Annotated in this window: 3 protein-coding genes; 2 read left to right on the forward strand and 1 reads right to left on the reverse strand. The window is 68.9% G+C overall.

What is annotated here, in order from left to right; translation table 11 throughout:
- The first annotated feature begins 152 nt into the window (after positions 1-152).
- Positions 153-12,767 carry a protein-glutamine glutaminase family protein gene (locus J2S53_RS06525; protein ID WP_456240235.1) on the forward strand — a complete coding sequence of 4,205 codons (12,615 nt, stop codon included), beginning with the start codon at positions 153-155 and terminating at the stop codon, positions 12,765-12,767.
- A gap of 121 nt (positions 12,768-12,888) precedes the next feature.
- Here J2S53_RS06525 and J2S53_RS06530 read toward each other — a convergent pair whose 3' ends face one another.
- Entirely contained in the window at positions 12,889-15,648 is a 2,760-nt protein-coding gene (locus J2S53_RS06530; RefSeq protein WP_456242719.1) for an AAA family ATPase, read from the reverse strand.
- Positions 15,649-15,993: 345 nt separating this feature from the next.
- On the opposite strand from J2S53_RS06530, the gene J2S53_RS06535 reads away from it, so the two are divergent.
- Positions 15,994-18,834 carry an AAA family ATPase gene (locus J2S53_RS06535; RefSeq protein WP_456240236.1) on the forward strand — a complete coding sequence of 947 codons (2,841 nt, stop codon included), beginning with the start codon at positions 15,994-15,996 and terminating at the stop codon, positions 18,832-18,834.
- The last annotated feature ends 66 nt before the right edge of the window (positions 18,835-18,900 follow it).

Here is an 18,900-nt window from a genome sequence, read left to right on the forward strand (position 1 = left end):
GGCGGAGCCGCCGCGTCACCGGACCCGGCGCGAGCGCCGCTACTCGAGGTGCCCTCCAACGCAGCGAGGCGCCGACTCACGTGACGGCTACCCGGCCGGCCACGCAGTTCCGTTATGAGTTGTAACCCGCGCACGCTAAGGAATCGTCTCCCATGCCCACAGAACTCCCGGAGGGACTCCAGAAGGCACTGGAGATCGTCGGCGGCCAACGCTGGCCCGAGGGGGACGAGGACGGGCTGCGCAGGATGAGCGTGGCCTGGGCGGACATCTCCGCGGCGATCGACAGGCTGGAAGCCGCGGTGGACCGCTCGGCCAACGACATCGGCACCACCATGCACGGCGAGTTCAGCGACGCCTACGGGAAGTACGTCACCGACACGCTGCGGCCGCTGCTGCGCGACCTGCGCGAAAAGACCACCAAGCACTCGGAGCTGGCGAAGAACACCGCGGCCGACATCCAGTACGTCAAGATCAGCATCATCGTGCAGCTGGTGATCGTGGCCGCGACGCTGGCCTTCTCCTGGCTGCCCGGGATCGGGCAGGCGATCACCGCGGCCGCGGCCGCCACGGCACGAGCGGTGATCACGTCGCTCTTCCGCACGGTGCTGCAGAACATCATCGTCGGTGCGGCGGCGGGAGTCGCCCTCGAGGTCGGTCTGGACGTGGCGATCCAGGGCATGCAGATGCTCACCGGAGTGCGCACCGACTGGAACGAGGACTTCACGAAGGGCGCGGTGCTCGGCGGCGCGCTCGGCGGCGCGATGGGCGGTGCCGTGTACGGCGTTTTCCAAGGGCTCGGTGGGTTCGTACGGGGCGGTATCGGTGATGTCGGCGGTGCCGGCGTCGACAAGGTAGTCCGCGGTCCGGGCGCGGAGGGAGCCGAGGGCGTCCTCGGGCAGGGCGCGAAGGACTTCCTCGACACCACCGGAGGGAAACTCGGCTTCGACGCGGCCAACATCGTCGGCCAGGGAGGAGCGGGGTTCGCCGCCGACGGGGCGACCAACTCCGCGCTCGGCTCGGAGGAGTGGAACCCCTTCTCATTCACCTCGTCGATGGCCGACGGGTTCGAAAAACGCGGTAACGGTGGGACCGGCTCATACGGCGGAGACGACGGAGGGACGGACACCAGCGGGCTGGACGGGCTGGGGGACTTCGACGACGTCGCCACCGACCCCCCCGGGACGGAGGGCCTGCCCGGGTCGGAGGACCTGCCGAAGACGATCGGTGCTCCGGGGGAGGCAACGGGCGAAGACGGAGCCGTCGTCGGGAGCGAGTCCACGTGGCCCGGCGAGGACAGCGACGGCAGCACCCTCGACGGCAGTTCCTTCAATGAGGATGCCCTCGACGACGGGGCAAGTGACAGGAGCTGGTTGAGCGGCACGACGCTCGGTGCGACGGAAACGACCCGAAACACCTTCGGCCTGGGGCCGGACGGCGTGGATCGGCTGAACTCCGGGACAGCCCGCGGGACGGAAGACTCGCAAAGGTCCACGAGTGAGCGGAGCGGCTCACATGAGGGGAACGCCTCGTACCGGGAGGACGCTAGGTCCGGTCCGACCCAGAACAGGTGGGACGTTTCGGGGAACTTCCAGGAGCGGAGCGGGAACGGAATCACTACTCCGTTGACCAACGGTGGAACAGCCGGATTCGGAGAGGTGGTGGGCGACGACTCGGGGGCCGGCGCGCAGTACGACACCCCCGTCGAGAACGGTCAACAGCGCTACGGAACAGGTGAGAACAACACCGCTGAGTGGCACAGCGCGGATCGGGACACCACCGGTCAGGACAACACCGGATGGAACAACACCGGATCGGACGCTCCGGGCAGGAACGAATTCGATGCCCGGGACGAGTTCGGGTTGCGGAACGAAACCCCCACGGATAGCGGGGTCGAACGGAATCCCGAGAACGACACCCCGCAAAACGACAACAGCGGCACGGGCACCGGCGATGACACTTCCCTGGCATCCGCCGCAGAAAACGACTCCCCCGAACAATCTCCGCTCGGCCACGAACAGAGCACGGTTCACGACGAAACCGACCCCGCCGTCGTGGCCGGAGAGCGAATCGACACGGAGGACACCGCACAGCAGAACGGCCCGAGCTCCACCCGGCTCCAGGACCAGCACAGCGATCCCGGCGCCCAGTCCCCGCAGTCAACCGCCGTACCTCGAGAAGGTTCCGGACTCGCAGACGACACGGAAGTAACGACGAGCACCACCTCGAACACCGATGTCCAGCAGGACGGCTCGACCGGCACACAGCGCGACACCGACACCACCGGATCTCGGCAGCAGGACCGTACGGACGCGACGAACACACCCGCACCGAATCGGGACACGGATTCGGAGCACACCGATTCCGGCACGCGTCCCGAAGGAGCGGAGCAGTCGAGACAGCGGGCGGAGCCGACCGACTCCCGGTTCGACCAGTCGTCGCGAACAACGACGCACGTACCGGAAGAAACAGCGGAGACCGGATCGCGTTCGACCTCCGGCCCGGAACTGGGGGAGGACACCACCGCTCGATCGGAAGCCGCCACACCGAACACGCGGAACACCACCGAACAGGGTCCGACACCCGTGGTCACCCAGCAGGGGGGCAATACCTCGTCCACACCGTCGAGCACCAGCGGCGGGAACGGAACCAACACCGGCAACACGACTCCGGGGCGCTCGGACACCGCTGACCGCACGGCCGGATCTCCCCGCAGCACCACCTCGTCGGGGGACACCACTCCTTCGGGGCGCACCACCGATGGCGAAGTCACGCCCACACCGTCCCGCACGGACCTCGACGGTTCCCCGGTAAGCACCACTTCCGAAGGTCCGGGAGCCGAGAAGGCAACACCACACCCCACCGAGAGCGATCCGAACGCGGAAACCAGCCGGCTCCCGAATACCGAGAAGACCACCGGCCTGGACGAGACTCCGGAGAACAAGTCGGAATCGGCCGGCACCGTGGCTCCCCCGGGCGACCGGAGCGGCTCCGGTTCACAGTGGAACAACACCGGCCAGCGCGGCAGCACCGGGCCGTCCGTGTCGAACCACACGGAGACCGCGGCCCCGGGCAGGAGCACCACTCCGAACGACGACAACCCGTCGAAGGTTCGCACCGAATCCTCCAACTCGACGAACCGGGGCGATACTCCTCGTACTACCGGGCGTCCGAGCACCACCTCACAGCCCACACGTCCGACGTCCGAGTCAGGGACGACGCGTCAAGCGCCCGTGGACACCACCGGTGATCCCAACCGCACGAGCGAGTTCTCCCGGAGCAACGGTCTCCGGGACACCGCCGACAGCGACTCGGCACCGACACGACCGGCTCCCACGGCGGAGTCGGCCCAGCGGGCAGAGGTGCTGTACGGTCTGCTGTCCACCACCCCGGTAGACACCGACGCGGTGCTCCGCGAGCTCCACCAGCTGCGGGGTGATCCCGCCGCGAGCCAGTCGCTGCAGGAGAGCTTCCGGGCGCGCACCGGCGGCATGGACCTGTGGATGCCGTTGGCGTTGAACCTCGACCGGCCCAACTACTTGCGGGCGATGGACCTGCTGGGGCTGCCACGCGACTACGTGACGGGCCCGGCCCAGCCAGGAGCGCCGTCGACCTCCGCACCGCCGGGGATGGGGTATCACCCCGCGTACAACCAGTCGGTGTGGAACTTCGCCGGTCAACTGGTCCAACACAACTCGGCGGGTCGATTCGACGACGCGATGACGATGCTGCACGGAGTCGGCCGCGACATCCGCGCGCTGTGGGCGATCCAGGACGCCTACCGGACGCAGACGGGCAGCGAACTGAGCTCCGATCTGATGAGCGCGGCACCCTGGCGTTACCACGAGGTGTTGCACGCCATGGGCTCCTACTCCACAGATCCGGTGTCGATGGAGCAGGCATCGTACTGGCACGACCAGCTCAAGCGGTCCACCTTCGAGCACCACGCACGGGGTCGCACCACCATCCGCACCGATCACCCCGAGGACGGCTGCTACATCCGCGCCCACCTGTGGGCACTGGACCTGCAGCGCATGGGGGCCGCGCCGAGCAAGATCTTCGTGGCACGCATCAATCCGGACCTGTCGGTGCGAACGCCGTACTCCGCCGACGCGCTGCCCGGCCTGTCCGGACAGGTCAACTGGAGCTACCACGTCGCGCCCTCGGTCATCGTCAGCACCCCGAACGGCCCGAAGCTGCACGTGCTCGACCCCTCCACCAGCGACGTCCCGGTATCGTTCGACAACTGGCTGTCCAACATGAACGTCGAGGTCGGAAGCGAGATGACCCAGATCCTGGGTGGCTCACCGCAACGTATCCAGCAGGTTCTCGACGCCGATTTCATGGGCAACCCCGCCGGATGGGGACTGGCCACCAACAACAGTTGGATGCCGAGCGGACGTGCCATAGTGATCGCCTCCGACCCCAGCGCACTGTTCTTTCCCGAACCCTGGAACCCGACTCAGAATCCGCAGTCACTCCAGGATGCCGACGCACAAGTGCGCGAGTACTACGAGGACCTGCTGGTCCAGCACAACGACACGGCCCAGCAACGGGCCGAAAGCCGTGCGCGGTTGGAGAACCTGCTCAACAACGTGGGCGCGATACACCAGAACGATCCCAACGCCTTCTCGATCGATCCGAACGATCCGAACTCGCTGAGCTTCGATACCACCAACCTGACCGGCAACGGCAACGATCTGTTCGCGTCCGGAACCTTCGCCCCGGACATTCCCAACGAGTTCGACGAGTTGCTCAACGACCCTGTTTTCAACGCGCTGCTCAACGACACCACCGGCGGCTTCGACCCGCACGCGCTCGACATGGGCAACTTCGGCCCGAACGGGGCAGGTGGGAACGGTCCCGACCCGAACGGCAGCGGTGATCCCAGCGGCAACGGCGCACCCGCGCCCGGTTCGGTGCCACCGGGCGCACCGCCGTCCGACGGGACGATCAACCCCGGCGCGCTGTTCGCCCCCGACTCGTCGAACCCGCACACCTTCAGCGAGTGGAACGACCCGCGCACCTACCGGGACCATTCCGGTAGTTCCGGCAGTCGTCCCGCTCCCCTGGACGTGGACGAGGGCACGAACTCTTCCGACAGATCCGACGACTCGACCCTCCAGGAGAACGATTCGAACACAGACGGCGGGAAAACCGACCCGTGGGACAGGTCGTGGAAGCACAGCACCGCCTCCACCGCCGACTGGTTCGAGCCCGACAGCACTCCGGTCCATCCCGAGCAGTGGCGCGAGCAGCGCGAACACACTCCGGCCCACGAGGTCGCCACCGAGGTCCGCGACGTGCGCATGCACAGCACGGCCGCCAACCTGGAGTTCTACGAGGGCCGCATCCGCTACGACCTCCGTCACATGGACGTGGCGGGGCAGGGCGTGCAGGAGTACACTTTCCGCGCCCACCTCTCCCCCGACCCCACCATCACCCCGGACCAGCTCCGCGACCTGCGCGACCGGCTCACCGAGACCGTGGACAACCTGTTCAACCAGGGGAACCGGCTGCCTTCGGGTGACCAGTTCCACGCCCGCGTCGAGTTCGTCGACACCCCGGCCGAGGCCCACGACACCATCCGCGTCAGCGGTGAGGGGCGCACCAAGCAGAAACACTGGAACGTCCACGCCTCCCCGAACATCCACGCCCACGAGATCGGCCACTACCTCGGCCTCCCGGACGAGTCCCCGGACCCGCGAGGTGCGCTCGACAGCCCGGACACCCGCCGTGTGTTCAACCGGGGCGACCCGCCTCGGGCCACCGACTTGCGCACCGGTCGACCCCACCCCTCACAGAACTCCGTTCGACTGGACGACGGCCTGATGGGCCACTCCGTCAACCACGATCCCCACCTCAAACCCCGCCACCTCTGGCACATCGAGAACACCGCCCACAGCCAGGGCGCCCGGCCCGACATCATCCCCCGGTCCGCCGACGAGGCCCGGCCCGAGAACAACCTCCCGTCCGAGAACGGCCCGAGCACCGCGAACCCCGATCCCGCGACGGAACGGCCCGATTCCGCTCCCCCGACGCCGAGGATCATCCTCACCAAACCGGATCGGACACAGGAACAACTGCTGGCTCCCGGAGACCACGGGGCCGATGCGGGTGAGCCCCGCGGTTCCGAGGAGCGGAACGCGGAAACACTCCCCTCCGAGGACCGTTCCCACTCCCTTCCCCCCGATGCGCGCGGCTCGACGGAAAACCGGGACAGCGGTTCCACGACCACGCACGACGAGACGGAAGGATCCACCCCAGAAGTGTCCCGGGACCGATCCTCATCCCGGAACGAGCAGGGCGAACAAGACAGCGACTCCTCGACTCGACCCCGCGAGGAATCGGGAAGCCCCCGCTCCGGACGAGCCGCACGGATCCGTCCGGCAGAAAACGACACCGCCCACACGCCGCACGTAGCCCCGGCACGGGCACGACCGGATCGCCTGCCCACCATCCCCGAAGAGATCGAGCTGGAGACCTTCCACCAGGAATCGAACCTCGAACAACCGGACCGGAACAGCTCGACCACGAACCGCACCGCGAACGAAACCGTCGAGCAGCGATCGACCACTGGCGAGTTCACCGACGAAGTTCTCGGCGAGTTCGATCGGATACACGACGCGGCGAACGACCGGACACGGACCACCCTCGACAGCACCGGGCGGCAGGAGACCAGCGAGCGGCCCACTTCACACTCCGCCTCGGCACCACCCCGCCAGGACAACACCACGAGCTCAGGCGAGACCCCGCTCGACCGGGTCAGGGCCGACCGCCCCAAAGTGGCCGAGGACATCGACGGCGCGTCCGTACGTGAGTCGGTGCTCGAACTGCTCGCCGGCAACAAGCGACTGCGGGGCAACCCGAGCCTGCGGGACTTCGTCGAGATCGCCTTCTCCGACGAGAACCTGCGGAAGAGGTTCCACGAGTCGGCCGAGGGTAGCTACGAGGTGGATCTGGGCCCCCGGGCAGGCAAGCACGGCGGGCGGATCAGCCTGGACCTGGTCGGGCTGCGCGCGGCGGCGCGGAACGACTCGCGCGAGGAAACCGAGGAGTTCACCAGTTCGCGGACGCACGACAAGGCCGAGCACAGCTCCACCAACAAGCGCTCCCCACTCGGGACCGGAGGGTTCAACATCCGGATACCGTGGCTGCACCTGTTGACGCACCTGCAGGTGGCCGGCCTGGTCAACTCCCGGGACTCCGACCTGACCGCGCGGAACTCGCACGAGGAAACCACCACGCTCACCGAGCACGGCAGGCCGAGCCGGACGGCCGAGCACACGGTCGACTACCGGATCACCCTGCGCACCCCGGGCAGGTTCAGCTGGAGCGACGAGGTGACCCAGCACGGCTCCGCCGACGCGAAGGTGCACCTGACCTGGCCGGACAACACGGCACGGGATTCGACCGAGCCCTGGCGACACCCGGGCGAGATAGAGCACGTCGAGCTCTCCGGTCTCGGTGACGTCCACCGCGCGGTGTCCGAGGAGTTGGGACTGCGGGTCGGGGATCCAGCGGGCCGGGAGCTGCGTGACTGGTTGCACTCGCTGGGCGAGGAGGTATTCGAGGGGCCGGTCCGGAAATCCTTCTCCTTCGGTGGAAAGCGGACTCCGACCGAGATCGTGGTGGGCATCGCCGACGGCGCGAACGCCCAGCGACTTCCCGACGTCGAGGGGACGGTCAAGCACACGGCCAAGGACAAGGCGGAGTCCACCTCCGGACAGGCGAACACCCGCCAGCGCGGGGGCGGACTGTGGGTGGCCGGGGGCGACATCACCGGCCTGACCGGGGCACTGGCCGGGCCGAGTGTCTCGCACATCCGCAGCACCCGGAACGAGGACACCCTCACCAGTGGTCACGAGCGCGAGACCACCAGCGACTACCGCGGGCAGCTGCACAAGCAACGCCTCGACATGCGGTACCTGGTGCGGGTGGGCGACGAACAGCGTGAGGTTCCGAACGACGAACCGCACCACGACAACGAGAGCGCCTCCGGCGACAACGAACCGAACCGGGACGACGAACACACCACCCGCCAGAACGCCGAACCGCACAACCCGCGATCGGCGAAACGATACGAACCCGAGTGTCTGCTGCGGGTGGACGGTACGGCGACGGTGTGGACACGCGACACCGATGACGGGTCGACTCGGGATTCCTTTCCCGCCGGGGTCGACCGCCACCGCGTCCCGGATCGGCTCGACGCCCACCACCGGCTGCCGGAACAGACGGTGCGGGCCATCACCGGACCGGTGCTGAGCAAGCTGCACGCCGACGGGACGCTGCCGGGCAAGGACCTTCCCGACCTCGCCGAACGGCTCAACACCTTCGTCCGCAACCATCCCGGGGAGATCACCGGTGGAGACGGGTTGCGCCTGCCAGTGGGCTCGATGCACTCGGGGGCTCCGGACGTGTTCGTACGCGGCACGATGGACCGCTCCGGGGCCAGATATCTGGGCAGCACGGACGGCGAATCGGTCAAGAGCAGGCTCGGGGGGCACGACGGGCACAGCGCCGGACGTGGGCACGGCAGTACCACCACGGCCGGGATCAGCGGGATCACCCCCGCCTCGATCCCCAACCCGATCGGGCCGGACGAGCACAACAACTTCTCCGGACTGCAAGCCGCCGTGGAGACCTCGAACAGTCGGGGCGAGACCAGTTCACATCTGAGCGGCTACGAGCGGTCGTCGGAGAGCTCGCCGGTACACGAGTTCGGCTACCCGACCGAGTTCGAGGTGCGGCTCGGTGGTCGGTGGTCGGACCGGCCGGACCCGGACAGCACGAGCAGGATCAGCTCGGAGGTGCGGGTGTCGGCCCCCGAACGCACGGGGACCCGCTTCGACGAGCCGCGCTCCGAAGCGGACACCAGGAGCACCGGGCGGAACAACCGGAGCACCGGAGCGGAGACCCACCGGAGCGGAACGACCGGCTCCTGGCAACGGGGCCGGGCACCGCGCCATGACCGGGAAGGGCACCTCCCCGCGGGATTCGAGCTGGAAACGCTCAAACCCGTGCCGGGGCTGCGCCGCACCATGACGGACATGCTCGGTGCGATCACGGGGTCACGGTGGTCTGCTCGCCTGATGGCTCCGTTCGTCGGTGGCAGGCCCGCGGCGTTCGACGAGTCCGTCAATCACGGGATGACCGGCAGCCGCGACCGGAGCAGCGGCGCACTCGACGAACGCAACGCCGCGCTCGACGAGATCGAGTCCTTCACCAGCACCGATGCTCGTGCCGCCCGGTTCGAACGAGCCGCGCTGCACCGCGACACCACTTGGTTGCAGAGCCACAACTCCGGTGGAATGGTGGGCAACCGGGAGCTGACCGCCAGGGCGGACCTGTCCACCATGCTGGACACCCCGCGGGTGGTCGGCAGGGACGACGCGCACCGCTTCGGCGGTACCGACGAGCGCGCGGAACAAGGTCTGGACTCCAAGAGCAAGCGGAACCGCGGTTACCGGCTCGGGCTCGACATCACGCACTACTTCTCGAGCGGGAACCCGGCGGCGTTGATCGGCCCGTCCTTCGAGGCAGGCGGGAAGTACACCACCGAGAACGCGGAGACCTCGAAGGCCGACACCGCGAAGAGCGGTTCTTCGCACCACCACTCGGACCGGGGCTACCTGGTGCGCTACGACGCGGTGCACGAGGTGCGGACCTCGACGCGGCGATCCTGGCAGGACCCCTTCCGACTGCTGCACCGGGGCGATCCGGACGAGCAGAGCAAGTGGGTACGGGTACCCGACGCCGTCGAGGTGTGGGTCCCCGCCTCGGAACTGCACCAGGTCGGCAGGCTGAACGACTCCGACATAGCACGGCTGCCCGATGAGGACGCCGAGCACTACCGGAGCAACATCGAGCGGCCGGGCACCGACACCGAGAATCAACATGGCACTGACTCCGGGCCCACGCCACAGGCGCGGCGGGACAACGACGTCTCCGCACGAGCGACGGACGAGGAGCGTTCCACGGTGCGTCCCCCGGCGAACGTGGGGCGGGGCAGCGGACGGATCGAGCTCTACCGGATGGGCGCCGCGCGGGAGCTGCTGGAACAGGTGCGGCAGCGGTTGGACGGGTGGTCCCGCGAGCACGGGCGACCCGGTGCCCGCGCTCGGATGCTCGACCTCGCCTACGAGGCGCTGGGCAAACCTCGGGTGGAGCGACAACCGAGCGTGGCGAAGTTCGACGCGATCAACGAACGAGTCGTCGACGATGTGCTGAGTCAGCTGGGCAGCAGGCACGGTTTCAACAACGCCGTCGAGGAGATGCTCAACGGGGGACGGCATGTGCACCTAACCGGGGACACTCCCTTCGGCAAGGTCGAGCAGCTGGTGGTGCTGCACGCACGCCCCGGTGCGGGGCGGTACCAGGAGACGCTGTCCGAACACACCATGACCGACTCGCACGGCGACAGCGGCGCCACCGGACGAAGCGACCAGCATGGGTGGGACTTCAACACCATGCTCGGGGTCTCTCCCTTCTACGGGACCAGCGGAAACCCCGGCAGCGTGCACATGCACGGCTTCACCGGTGCCTACGGCAACAAACGCGGCTTCGAGAACACCGCGAGCACCGAGCACTCCACCACCGCCACCGGCAAAGAGGACGGGGTACGATTCCTGCACGACCTGACCATCGACATGGAGGTCTATCCCTATGCCCGGCCGGGCAGCTACAGCAACCGGTTCGGCGAGTGGTTCGACCGGCTCGCCCCGCGCCGCTTCGGGGAGCCGTGGCGCAGCAGCTTCGAGCTGCACGGGGCGGCGCGTTCCACCGTCCCCGCCTCCGAGGTGCTGCCCGTCGACGGTCCGGCACCGGAGCCCATCGCCCGGGCCGACGGCTCGTTCCGGCAGAGCCGGGGTAACCGGGCGGATCAGCCCGCCTGGTCGGCGGAGGCGAAGGTGCGGGTACGGCCGTTCGCCGCACCGGCGTTGCACGAGGAGCTCGGCAAGCTCGCGCACGGTGACCCCGACCTGGAACCACCCAGGCCGGGCCTGCGTCCGGGCAACGCCTCCCGACTGCACACCGCCACCGATGTCGGCCACCTGCGCTCGAACCTGCGGAACGCGCTGTCGGCCGGTGGCCACACCGTCGACCTCTCGGGAGGACGCCTGGAGTCGGTGCGGATCAACGCCGATCTGAGCCGTCGCGAACTGCTCGGCGAGATCGAGCAGGGCTCGCTGACCCACACCGACACCGAGCGGCGGGAGACGAAGTCGACCTCGCAACGCGGCGGTCAGGCGGGAGCGATGAGTTCGATGGACTTCCGCCAACAGGGACTGGAGGGAGCACCACTGCGACCGCATCAGGGACTGGTCAGCATCAACCGGACCCTGGGCGACTGGAACAACAGCCAGGAGGCGGAGAACTCCACCAGCGAGGAATCCACGGACAGGAGCGAGGAAACCCGCTACCTGGTGCGGGTGACACCGGAGTGGGAGCTGACTCCGTCCTACCGTGGCGAGAACCCTGCGGAGTGGGAAAATCCGCTGCGCACCGGGCCTGACGAGCCGATTCTGCTCGAAGTGGACCGGGACGGACTGATCCGGTTGGGGCTGCACGAAACGGAACCGCCCTCCGAAACGGCCGAGGATCGGGTCCGGGAGTCGCCCGGCGAGCAGACTCCGGAGTCGACTTCGGATCGGATCGAGCGGCCGGGTTCCGGAGGAGGGGAGCACGACGAACGGGCCGACTCCGATCACAGCCCTGTCGATTCGGAAGAGCCCCACACATCCGCGCCCCAGGAGGACACCACCGAGGAGGTGCGATCCGGACTCCACAATGGGCAGACATCGATCCCGCTCCCGACGGGTAGCGACTCCGCGGGGGCGATACCTCCCCGCCCGGCCCCGCTCACCCCCGATGAACCGGTCAACCCTTACGCCCAACCACCGCAGCAGTACACCGAGGTGCGTGACGGCTTCGCGCCCGTCTCCCGGAGCCACGACGGTTCCTGGGAGGTGCGTGGTGACTCCGAGACCGGCTTCCTGGCCTGGCACGGCGGATCGGGGCTGATGGCCTTCTACGAGGAGGCGGGTCCTTCGGACGGGAGCTTCGTCAGCAGCACCACCGGCAGACTGCTGCGTGAGACACCGGTGTTCGAGTGGTACCGGGGAGAGCTGACGGACGAGCCGATCGGCCACAGCCAGTTTCGGACCGAGAGCCTGCCCGAAGTGGCCTCGGCCTCCCCGGCGCCACCACAGGGCGCGGGCTCGGTCGCCCCGGACGGTGCCGACACCGGGTTCACGCTGCCGAACGCGCTGTGGCGCCAGGACGACGGGGAGCTGTACCACTTCAGCAACAAACCGCCCGAGCGGATCCTCGCCGAGGGCGGGCTGCTGCCGAAGGGCAACGGCACCGGACGACACCTGCTGGACTACGTCGTCAACGGCCACCGGGACACCAACTTCATGAGCGCCACCAGGGATCCGGAGATGATGTCCCGACTGCGCTGGAAGAATCCGGACCACGTGTTCGGCTCGACCTACCGCTACCTCTACATCTTCCGCGCTCCGGGAGGCATCGACGTCAACGCCACCCTGGACATAGCCTCTCCCTTCCCGGACCAGAAGGAGATCGTCTTCCCGGGCGGGGTGCGTGCCGAGCACGTGGTGGGCTACCGCGACGTGTTCGAGGACGCCCCCTCGGGTGAGATCCGGCCGTTGCAGGGGAACGACGCGGGAGAGGCACCACCCCCGCAGAGCGCGTTGGCGAGCTTCCTCGCCCCGTCACCTCCCTCGGGCGGACCGGACGGCGGTTGATCTTCCGGAAACCACGCTGCTCCGCCGTCGTTGGGAACGAGCGGGATTCCGACTCCGGTCGGGACCGTCCACCCACCGGCGGGCTCGGCACCGGGAACGCGGCCGGCGAACACACGGCTTCTCAAGGCGTGTACTCACCGGTGAGCATGGCCGCGGCCAACTCCACCCGAGAGCGGTAACCGGTCCGGGCGAACATCCGGGTGAGCCTGCCCTCCACGCTCTTCTCGCTGGTGCCGAGCACCGTCGCCAGTTGTCGGTTTCCCAAACCCTCGGTGACCAGCACCGCGAGCAATCGCTCGTTCTCGGTCGTGGCCACTCCGCGCCCCGGCACCGAGATGTCGTGCTCCCGCATGATCCCGCGCGTCCTGGCCCGCCACAGCAGCGCGTCGAGTTCGCCGAAGAGCTCGTAAGCCTCCGGCAGTAACCGCGCCGTGTCCACACCGGACCGAGCGGCCCGGAGGAACGTCCAGGCCATTTCGTCCGGCATCGCGCGCTCGCGGGCAAGCCGCACCGCGGTCCGCCCCGAGTCCCGGTCGCCGTGCACCAGGGCGCGGGAAAGCAGCCAGGCGATCTCGGATCGACCGGTGCCCAGCGCCTCGGCCACCGAACCGCCCCGACGCACGCACTCCTCGGCAGCGCCGGTATCGCCACGCCGATGCTCGCGGACGGCGAGATCCGCCCACATCCAGTCGGTCCCCAGCACGAAGCCTTGCTCGTCGGCCGAGCGCAGGCCGGAACGCAGCAGCTCGTCGGCCTCGGACTCCTCCCCGAGCGCGTACAGCGCCCACGACTCGGCGTGGTCGAGCACGTGACCGAGGTGCCTGCCGCGAACCATCCCGATCAGCTGCCGGGCCCGGCTCAGCCAACCACGCCCGGTCAGCACACCGGCAGCACCGTGGGCCATCCTCACCGGCGCCAACGGACGTGCCGAGTAGACACCGTCCGCGATGCTGCGGCGTGCGACGTCCAGTCCCTTCGAGTGCTCGCCCCGCAGCAGCAGAACCAGCGACTGGTCCGGAGTCTGCAGTTGTTCGAGTGCGAGCTCCCGGTCGTCGAGCACCCGCATCGCCTCGTCCAGCTCGCCGAGCTGGAGCAGCATGTCCACCTCGTAGCGCGCCTGCTCGAAGCGGTGCTGCGGGTACTCCGAAGCGGACCAGATGCCCGGATCCGCCAGGGAACGGCGCAGTGTACTCGGATCGCCCAGCAGCACTCCGGCACCACCCCGGAACATGTGGCCGAAGTCGGCGGTGATCGGATTCGCCGACGACCACAACCGCTGGTTCTCGGCCAGCAGCCGGTCACCCTCGGCCCAGCGTCCCTGCACGATCAGGGAGAAGGCACGGGTGACCAGCTCGTTGGCCGGGCCGCCGGGCACCGGTGGCGGCTCGCCCTCTCCCAGCCGGTACAACTCCGACCAGCGCTCGCAGGCGGCGAGACCGGTCACGTACACGATCGCGACTTCCTGCAGCATCTCGACCGGCAACCGGTCGGCGTGCTCGAGCAGCGTGGCCCGAGCACCGTCGGCGGCCTCGGTCATCCGGCCGTGGATCGCGCAGGCGGCGCTGTAGGTGAGCACCGCCACGGCGCGCTGTTCCGGATCGCTCGCCCGGTCGAGCACCGCACGCAGCCAGCGGACGGCGTGCAGCCCGTCGGTGAACATCACCTCCACGCTGCGCGTCAGCAACAGCTCGGCGGAACGCCGCGAATCGACCAGTTTGCCCGCGTCGGCCAGTCGGTCCGGCAGGTAGTTCTCGTCGGCCGGTTCGGCGGTGCCGTCCTGGACGGCGGTCGCGGCCAGCGCGCAGAGTCTGCGGCGCTCGTAGGGACCCAGTGAGGACTCGAGCGCGTCCCGAACCGCCGGGATCCGGAACCGCCACCGCTGCCGGGCTCCGCGAGATCCGACCAGCACCCGGTCGGTCACCAGCGAATCCAGCGCGGCACGCACGGTTTCCGGATCGAGGTCGAGTGCCTCGGCGGCCAGCCCGACCGCGTTTTCGTCCAGCGGGGCCAACACCGCCATCGCGCGGGCCACCGACCAGCGCACCGAACCGGTTTCGTGAATCGGGGCGAGCAACGGGTGCGATTCGGACAGCGACGGCCACTCCACGGCAGGCCGCGTGTAGGCGTGCTGGTCAACGACCCGCAACACCCCTGCCTGCCGGTGCACCTCGATCATCGAACGCAGGGCGGCGGGGTTGCCCCGGCTCGCGGTGTGCAGCCGGTCGACGAGTTCGGCGTCGGGTACCGCCCGGACCGAATCGGCGAGGAAGGCCGCGCTCTGCGCCCGGGTCAGCGGGCGCAGCGGAACGAACCGGGCGAACCCGTCGGCCTCCAGCCGAGCCGGCTCGGCTGGAGGCCGCTGTCCGTCCTGGCCGGTGGAGTGCCCGATTCGCCACGTCGCCACGATCGAACACCCCTGCCCGGCGAACAGACGGGTGAGTCGGTCGAGCAGCGAAGCGGTGGCGGTGTCCGTCCACTGCGCGTCGTCGATCAGCACGGTCAGCGGCGCGTACCGGCGCACCGAGGAGAGCACGGTGTTCGCGAGCCGGTCGGATACATCTCCGGCCCGACCGGTGTCGGCACTGAGCCTGGCGACGAGACCGAGCACCGAGTCCCGTGTGGAAGTGGGCTCCCGCTCCCGACCTCCGCGCTCCTCCACAGCGGTGAGCAGACGGTAGAGCACCCCGTACGGGGTGGACCGTTCGTGCTCCCCGACGCGTATGGACACCACCCGGGCCCCTGCCGCGGCGAGTTCGCCGGCAACGGCGTCGAGCACTGCCGAACGCCCGCTGCCCGCTTCCCCGGTGAGCAGCGTCAGCGGCGGAAAGCCGGACAGCGCGCCGGAGCACAGTCGTTCGACTAGCGCCCGCCTGCCGAACATCGACGTCACAGACCGCTCCCCCTGTTCCGGGGAGGGCGCCGGACGCGGCTCCCATCGCGAGGAGTCAACCACGTCGATCACCGATTTCCGCGCGACGACGGTTCTCGGCGGTCACGCCCTCCGAGTTCGCTCGCGCGATGTGGGACGGAACTTCGGACAGGAGGACGTGCCTCGATCTCATGGTGATCCATTGTGCTCCACGCGAGGGATCTCCCTCCATCTAGGGCATCATGATTAGCAACACTGGTGTGACATTCACATCCTCGATAACAAAGAGGTGCGGGCGTAGCCCTTCCGACGAACGTGACCGCACATCGGCCCCACCTACACCAGGAAGAAAGGCGAATGGTTCGCGAGCACACCCCCATCCTCGGCCGAGACGAGCAGTGGGCCCGGCTCGACAGCACCGTTCACACCTCCGACGGAACCGGAGCGTTGCTCGTCGTACGTGGACCGAGCGGCTCGGGAAAGAGCGCACTGCTCGATGCCGCCTCGCGGAACTGGCTTCGACACGACGTGCGGGTGCTCTCGGTCTCGGCCGCCGTCCCGGCGCCGCGAATGTTCGACGCGCTACTGGAGGCCGTGCGCGAAAGAGTGGGCGACCAACGCGAACCCGAGCTGCTGGAGGCGGTCGCGGCGGCGGCACGGCTGCGTCCCACGAGCGAGGGCCCCACGGGAGAAGGTCCGACGCGTTCCACCCCGCTGCCCCTGGTGCACGAACTGACCCGCGCGCTGACGCGGCTGGCACGCGGGAAACGCACCGTGCTGGTGATCGAGGACGTCGACCACGTGGATCGGGAGTCGGTCTCCGCACTGTCGTCGCTGGCCCAGGGTGTTCGGGCCGTGGGCGGCGTGGTGCTGGCCACGCTCGGCAACGCCTCCCGTGGAGCCCACGAACAACTGGTGGACCTGTCCGACTCCGTGCTGGATCTCCCGCCCTTGTCGGACGACGACATCACGGCGCTGCTGCCGCGGTGGGCCGGTGGGCAGGCGGCCGTGGACCCGACCACGACGGAGGCGTTGCGCACGACTTTGGGGCCGCTGTTCGGCAACCCGGCGACGATGCGCTCGCTCGTGCGAGCGCTCCGCCGCGAGGACCGTCTCACGGTGATCGACGAACACCTGTGCCTGCGCTCGTCTTGGGAGCCGATCGCGCTGCCCGGCGACCACGAGCTGCTGCGCCCGGTGCACGAGTGCGGCCCCGAGGGCGGCCGGATCGTGTGGTGCGTCGCGGTGCTCGGCGAGCTCGACGTGAACGATCTGCCGGTGCTCGCCGAAGTAGCCGACGTCGAGCTGCACGCCTGCGGACGCGTGCTGGACCGGCTGGTGCACGACGAAGTGCTGCGCGAGGACAACGGTCGACTGCGACTGTCGGTACCCGCGCTGGGAACGGCGCTGGGCCGCGAAGGGGCGCGGTCGTCCCGGCCCGTGCACGGCGCGCTGGTTCGGCACATGCTCGACCGCCGCGAACGCGGGGGCGCGGTGGATGACTCGGCGCTGGCGCATCATCTCGTCGAGGCGGGCCCGGATTTCGGTGGTGAGCGCGGCCTGGAGATCCTGCTCCACGAGGCGGGCAGAACCGTGGAAACCGATCCGGAGCGGGCCGCCGAACGGTACCGCGCGGCGGTGCACCGGATGCGGGCGTCGGACCGGCGGCTGCCGAGGTCATTGGAAACGATGACCCGACTGCAGCTGTCCCGAGGGAACTTCAGGGAGCTGGCCGACGATCTCGGGACCGTGCTGCCCACGCTGCTGGAAACACCGCGCCGCGAGGTCGATTCGGCGGGAACCGGTCCGTACGGGCACGACGACGAGCGGATGTTGGCCGAGCTCGCGGTCTGCTGGTTCCTGGTGCAGCTGCACGAGGGGCACACGGTCGGGATCCACGATTCGACACGGTTGTTCGACCTGATGAGCACGCGGGACGAGAACGCCGAACAGGTGCGCCGGCTCTTCTCCGCGCTGTTTCGCGGGCGAACGCGCGAAGCGATGACCACACTCGACACTCTGGTAGCGACCTTCCCCGCCGCACGGGACAAGGCACGGCCGGTGATCGCTTTCGACGAAGTACTGCTGCTGCTCCAAGCGATGGAGGGCGAGCACGAGCGGTTCCTACGAGCACTCTCGCGGTGGCAACAGTGTCACCCGGCGGAGCGAGATGCCCCCGACATCGAGCGGCTGCGCGACGCGGGAAGCATGCTCGACCACGCCACGGCGCTGGAACTGGTCCTCGGGCACCGCCCCGGAAGTCGCGGTGGCGGTTCCGCCCACGCCTACCAGCGGGTGCTGCGTGCCTATTACGCCGGTGAGTGGGACGAGGCGCTGTCGGTGTCCCGTTCGCTGGAGGCCGACCGATCGCATCCCCGAGGCTCGCTGGCACTGCACCTGACGCGGGTGGTGGCGGCGGAGATCTGTGCGGCGCGAGGCCACTTCCGGCGGGCCGAGAACTGGTTGGCCCGGCTGCCGCGAAGGTTCGCCTGCGGCCACCTCCTCGCCTGGGTGCGCTGCGGTCTGCGACACCGCCGAGGTCACACCGCCGAGGCGGTCGCGGAGGGATGGCGGGAATACCTGCACCACCGCGACCGTGGCAGTACGGCAGGTCTGGAACGGCTGCTGGAGCGATTGATCGACTACAGTGTTCGACTCGGTGATCAGGAGGGCGCCGAGCGGATGCTCGAACAGCTGGAAGCCTTCGAGACCCGCCACCGCACCGCCTCGGCCAGGGAGGCGGCGCTGCTCGCGCGGGGGATGGTGGAGGCGGACCCGACACGCCTGCGCGAGGGAATCGAGTCGGCCAAGCGGCGTGGGGACAACCATCGGGTCGCCCGTGGCTGCGCCGCGATGGGCAGACTGCTCGAGGAACCGCGACCGTGGTTACACGAGGGCTACGACCTGGTTAAACAGTTCGGATCCTCGTACGGGCGCGGAGTGTTCAGCGAGCTGATGCGCAGCCGCGGTATCGCGTTGACGCGCTCACGCGGCCCGCGGGAACCGCTGTCGAGCACCGAGAACCGAATCATCGATCTGGTCAGTGACGGCTACACCAACCGTCAGATCGCGATGGCGGTACAGGCCAGTGAGAAGACCGTGGAAAGCCACCTGACCAAACTGTTCACCCGAACCGGCTGCCGCTCCCGTGTGGAGTTGGCCACCGCACGGCTGGAGGGCCGACTCATGCCCGCCTGATCGCGGTGGCACGAGAACGAGCCGCCCGGGACACGCGACACCTCGGCACGAGAAGGACACACTCCA

Source organism: Actinopolyspora lacussalsi (assembly GCA_030803735.1).
GTDB classification, from domain to species: domain Bacteria; phylum Actinomycetota; class Actinomycetes; order Mycobacteriales; family Pseudonocardiaceae; genus Actinopolyspora; species Actinopolyspora lacussalsi.

What these genes read in the sequence shown, in the direction of transcription:
- J2S53_RS06525 (WP_456240235.1), top strand. Translation starts at nt 153, where the DNA reads ATGCCCACAGAACTCCCGGAGGGACTCCAGAAGGCACTGGAGATCGTC.
- J2S53_RS06530 (WP_456242719.1), bottom strand. Translation starts at nt 15,648, where the DNA reads ATGTTCGGCAGGCGGGCGCTAGTCGAACGACTGTGCTCCGGCGCGCTG.
- J2S53_RS06535 (WP_456240236.1), top strand. Translation starts at nt 15,994, where the DNA reads ATGGTTCGCGAGCACACCCCCATCCTCGGCCGAGACGAGCAGTGGGCC.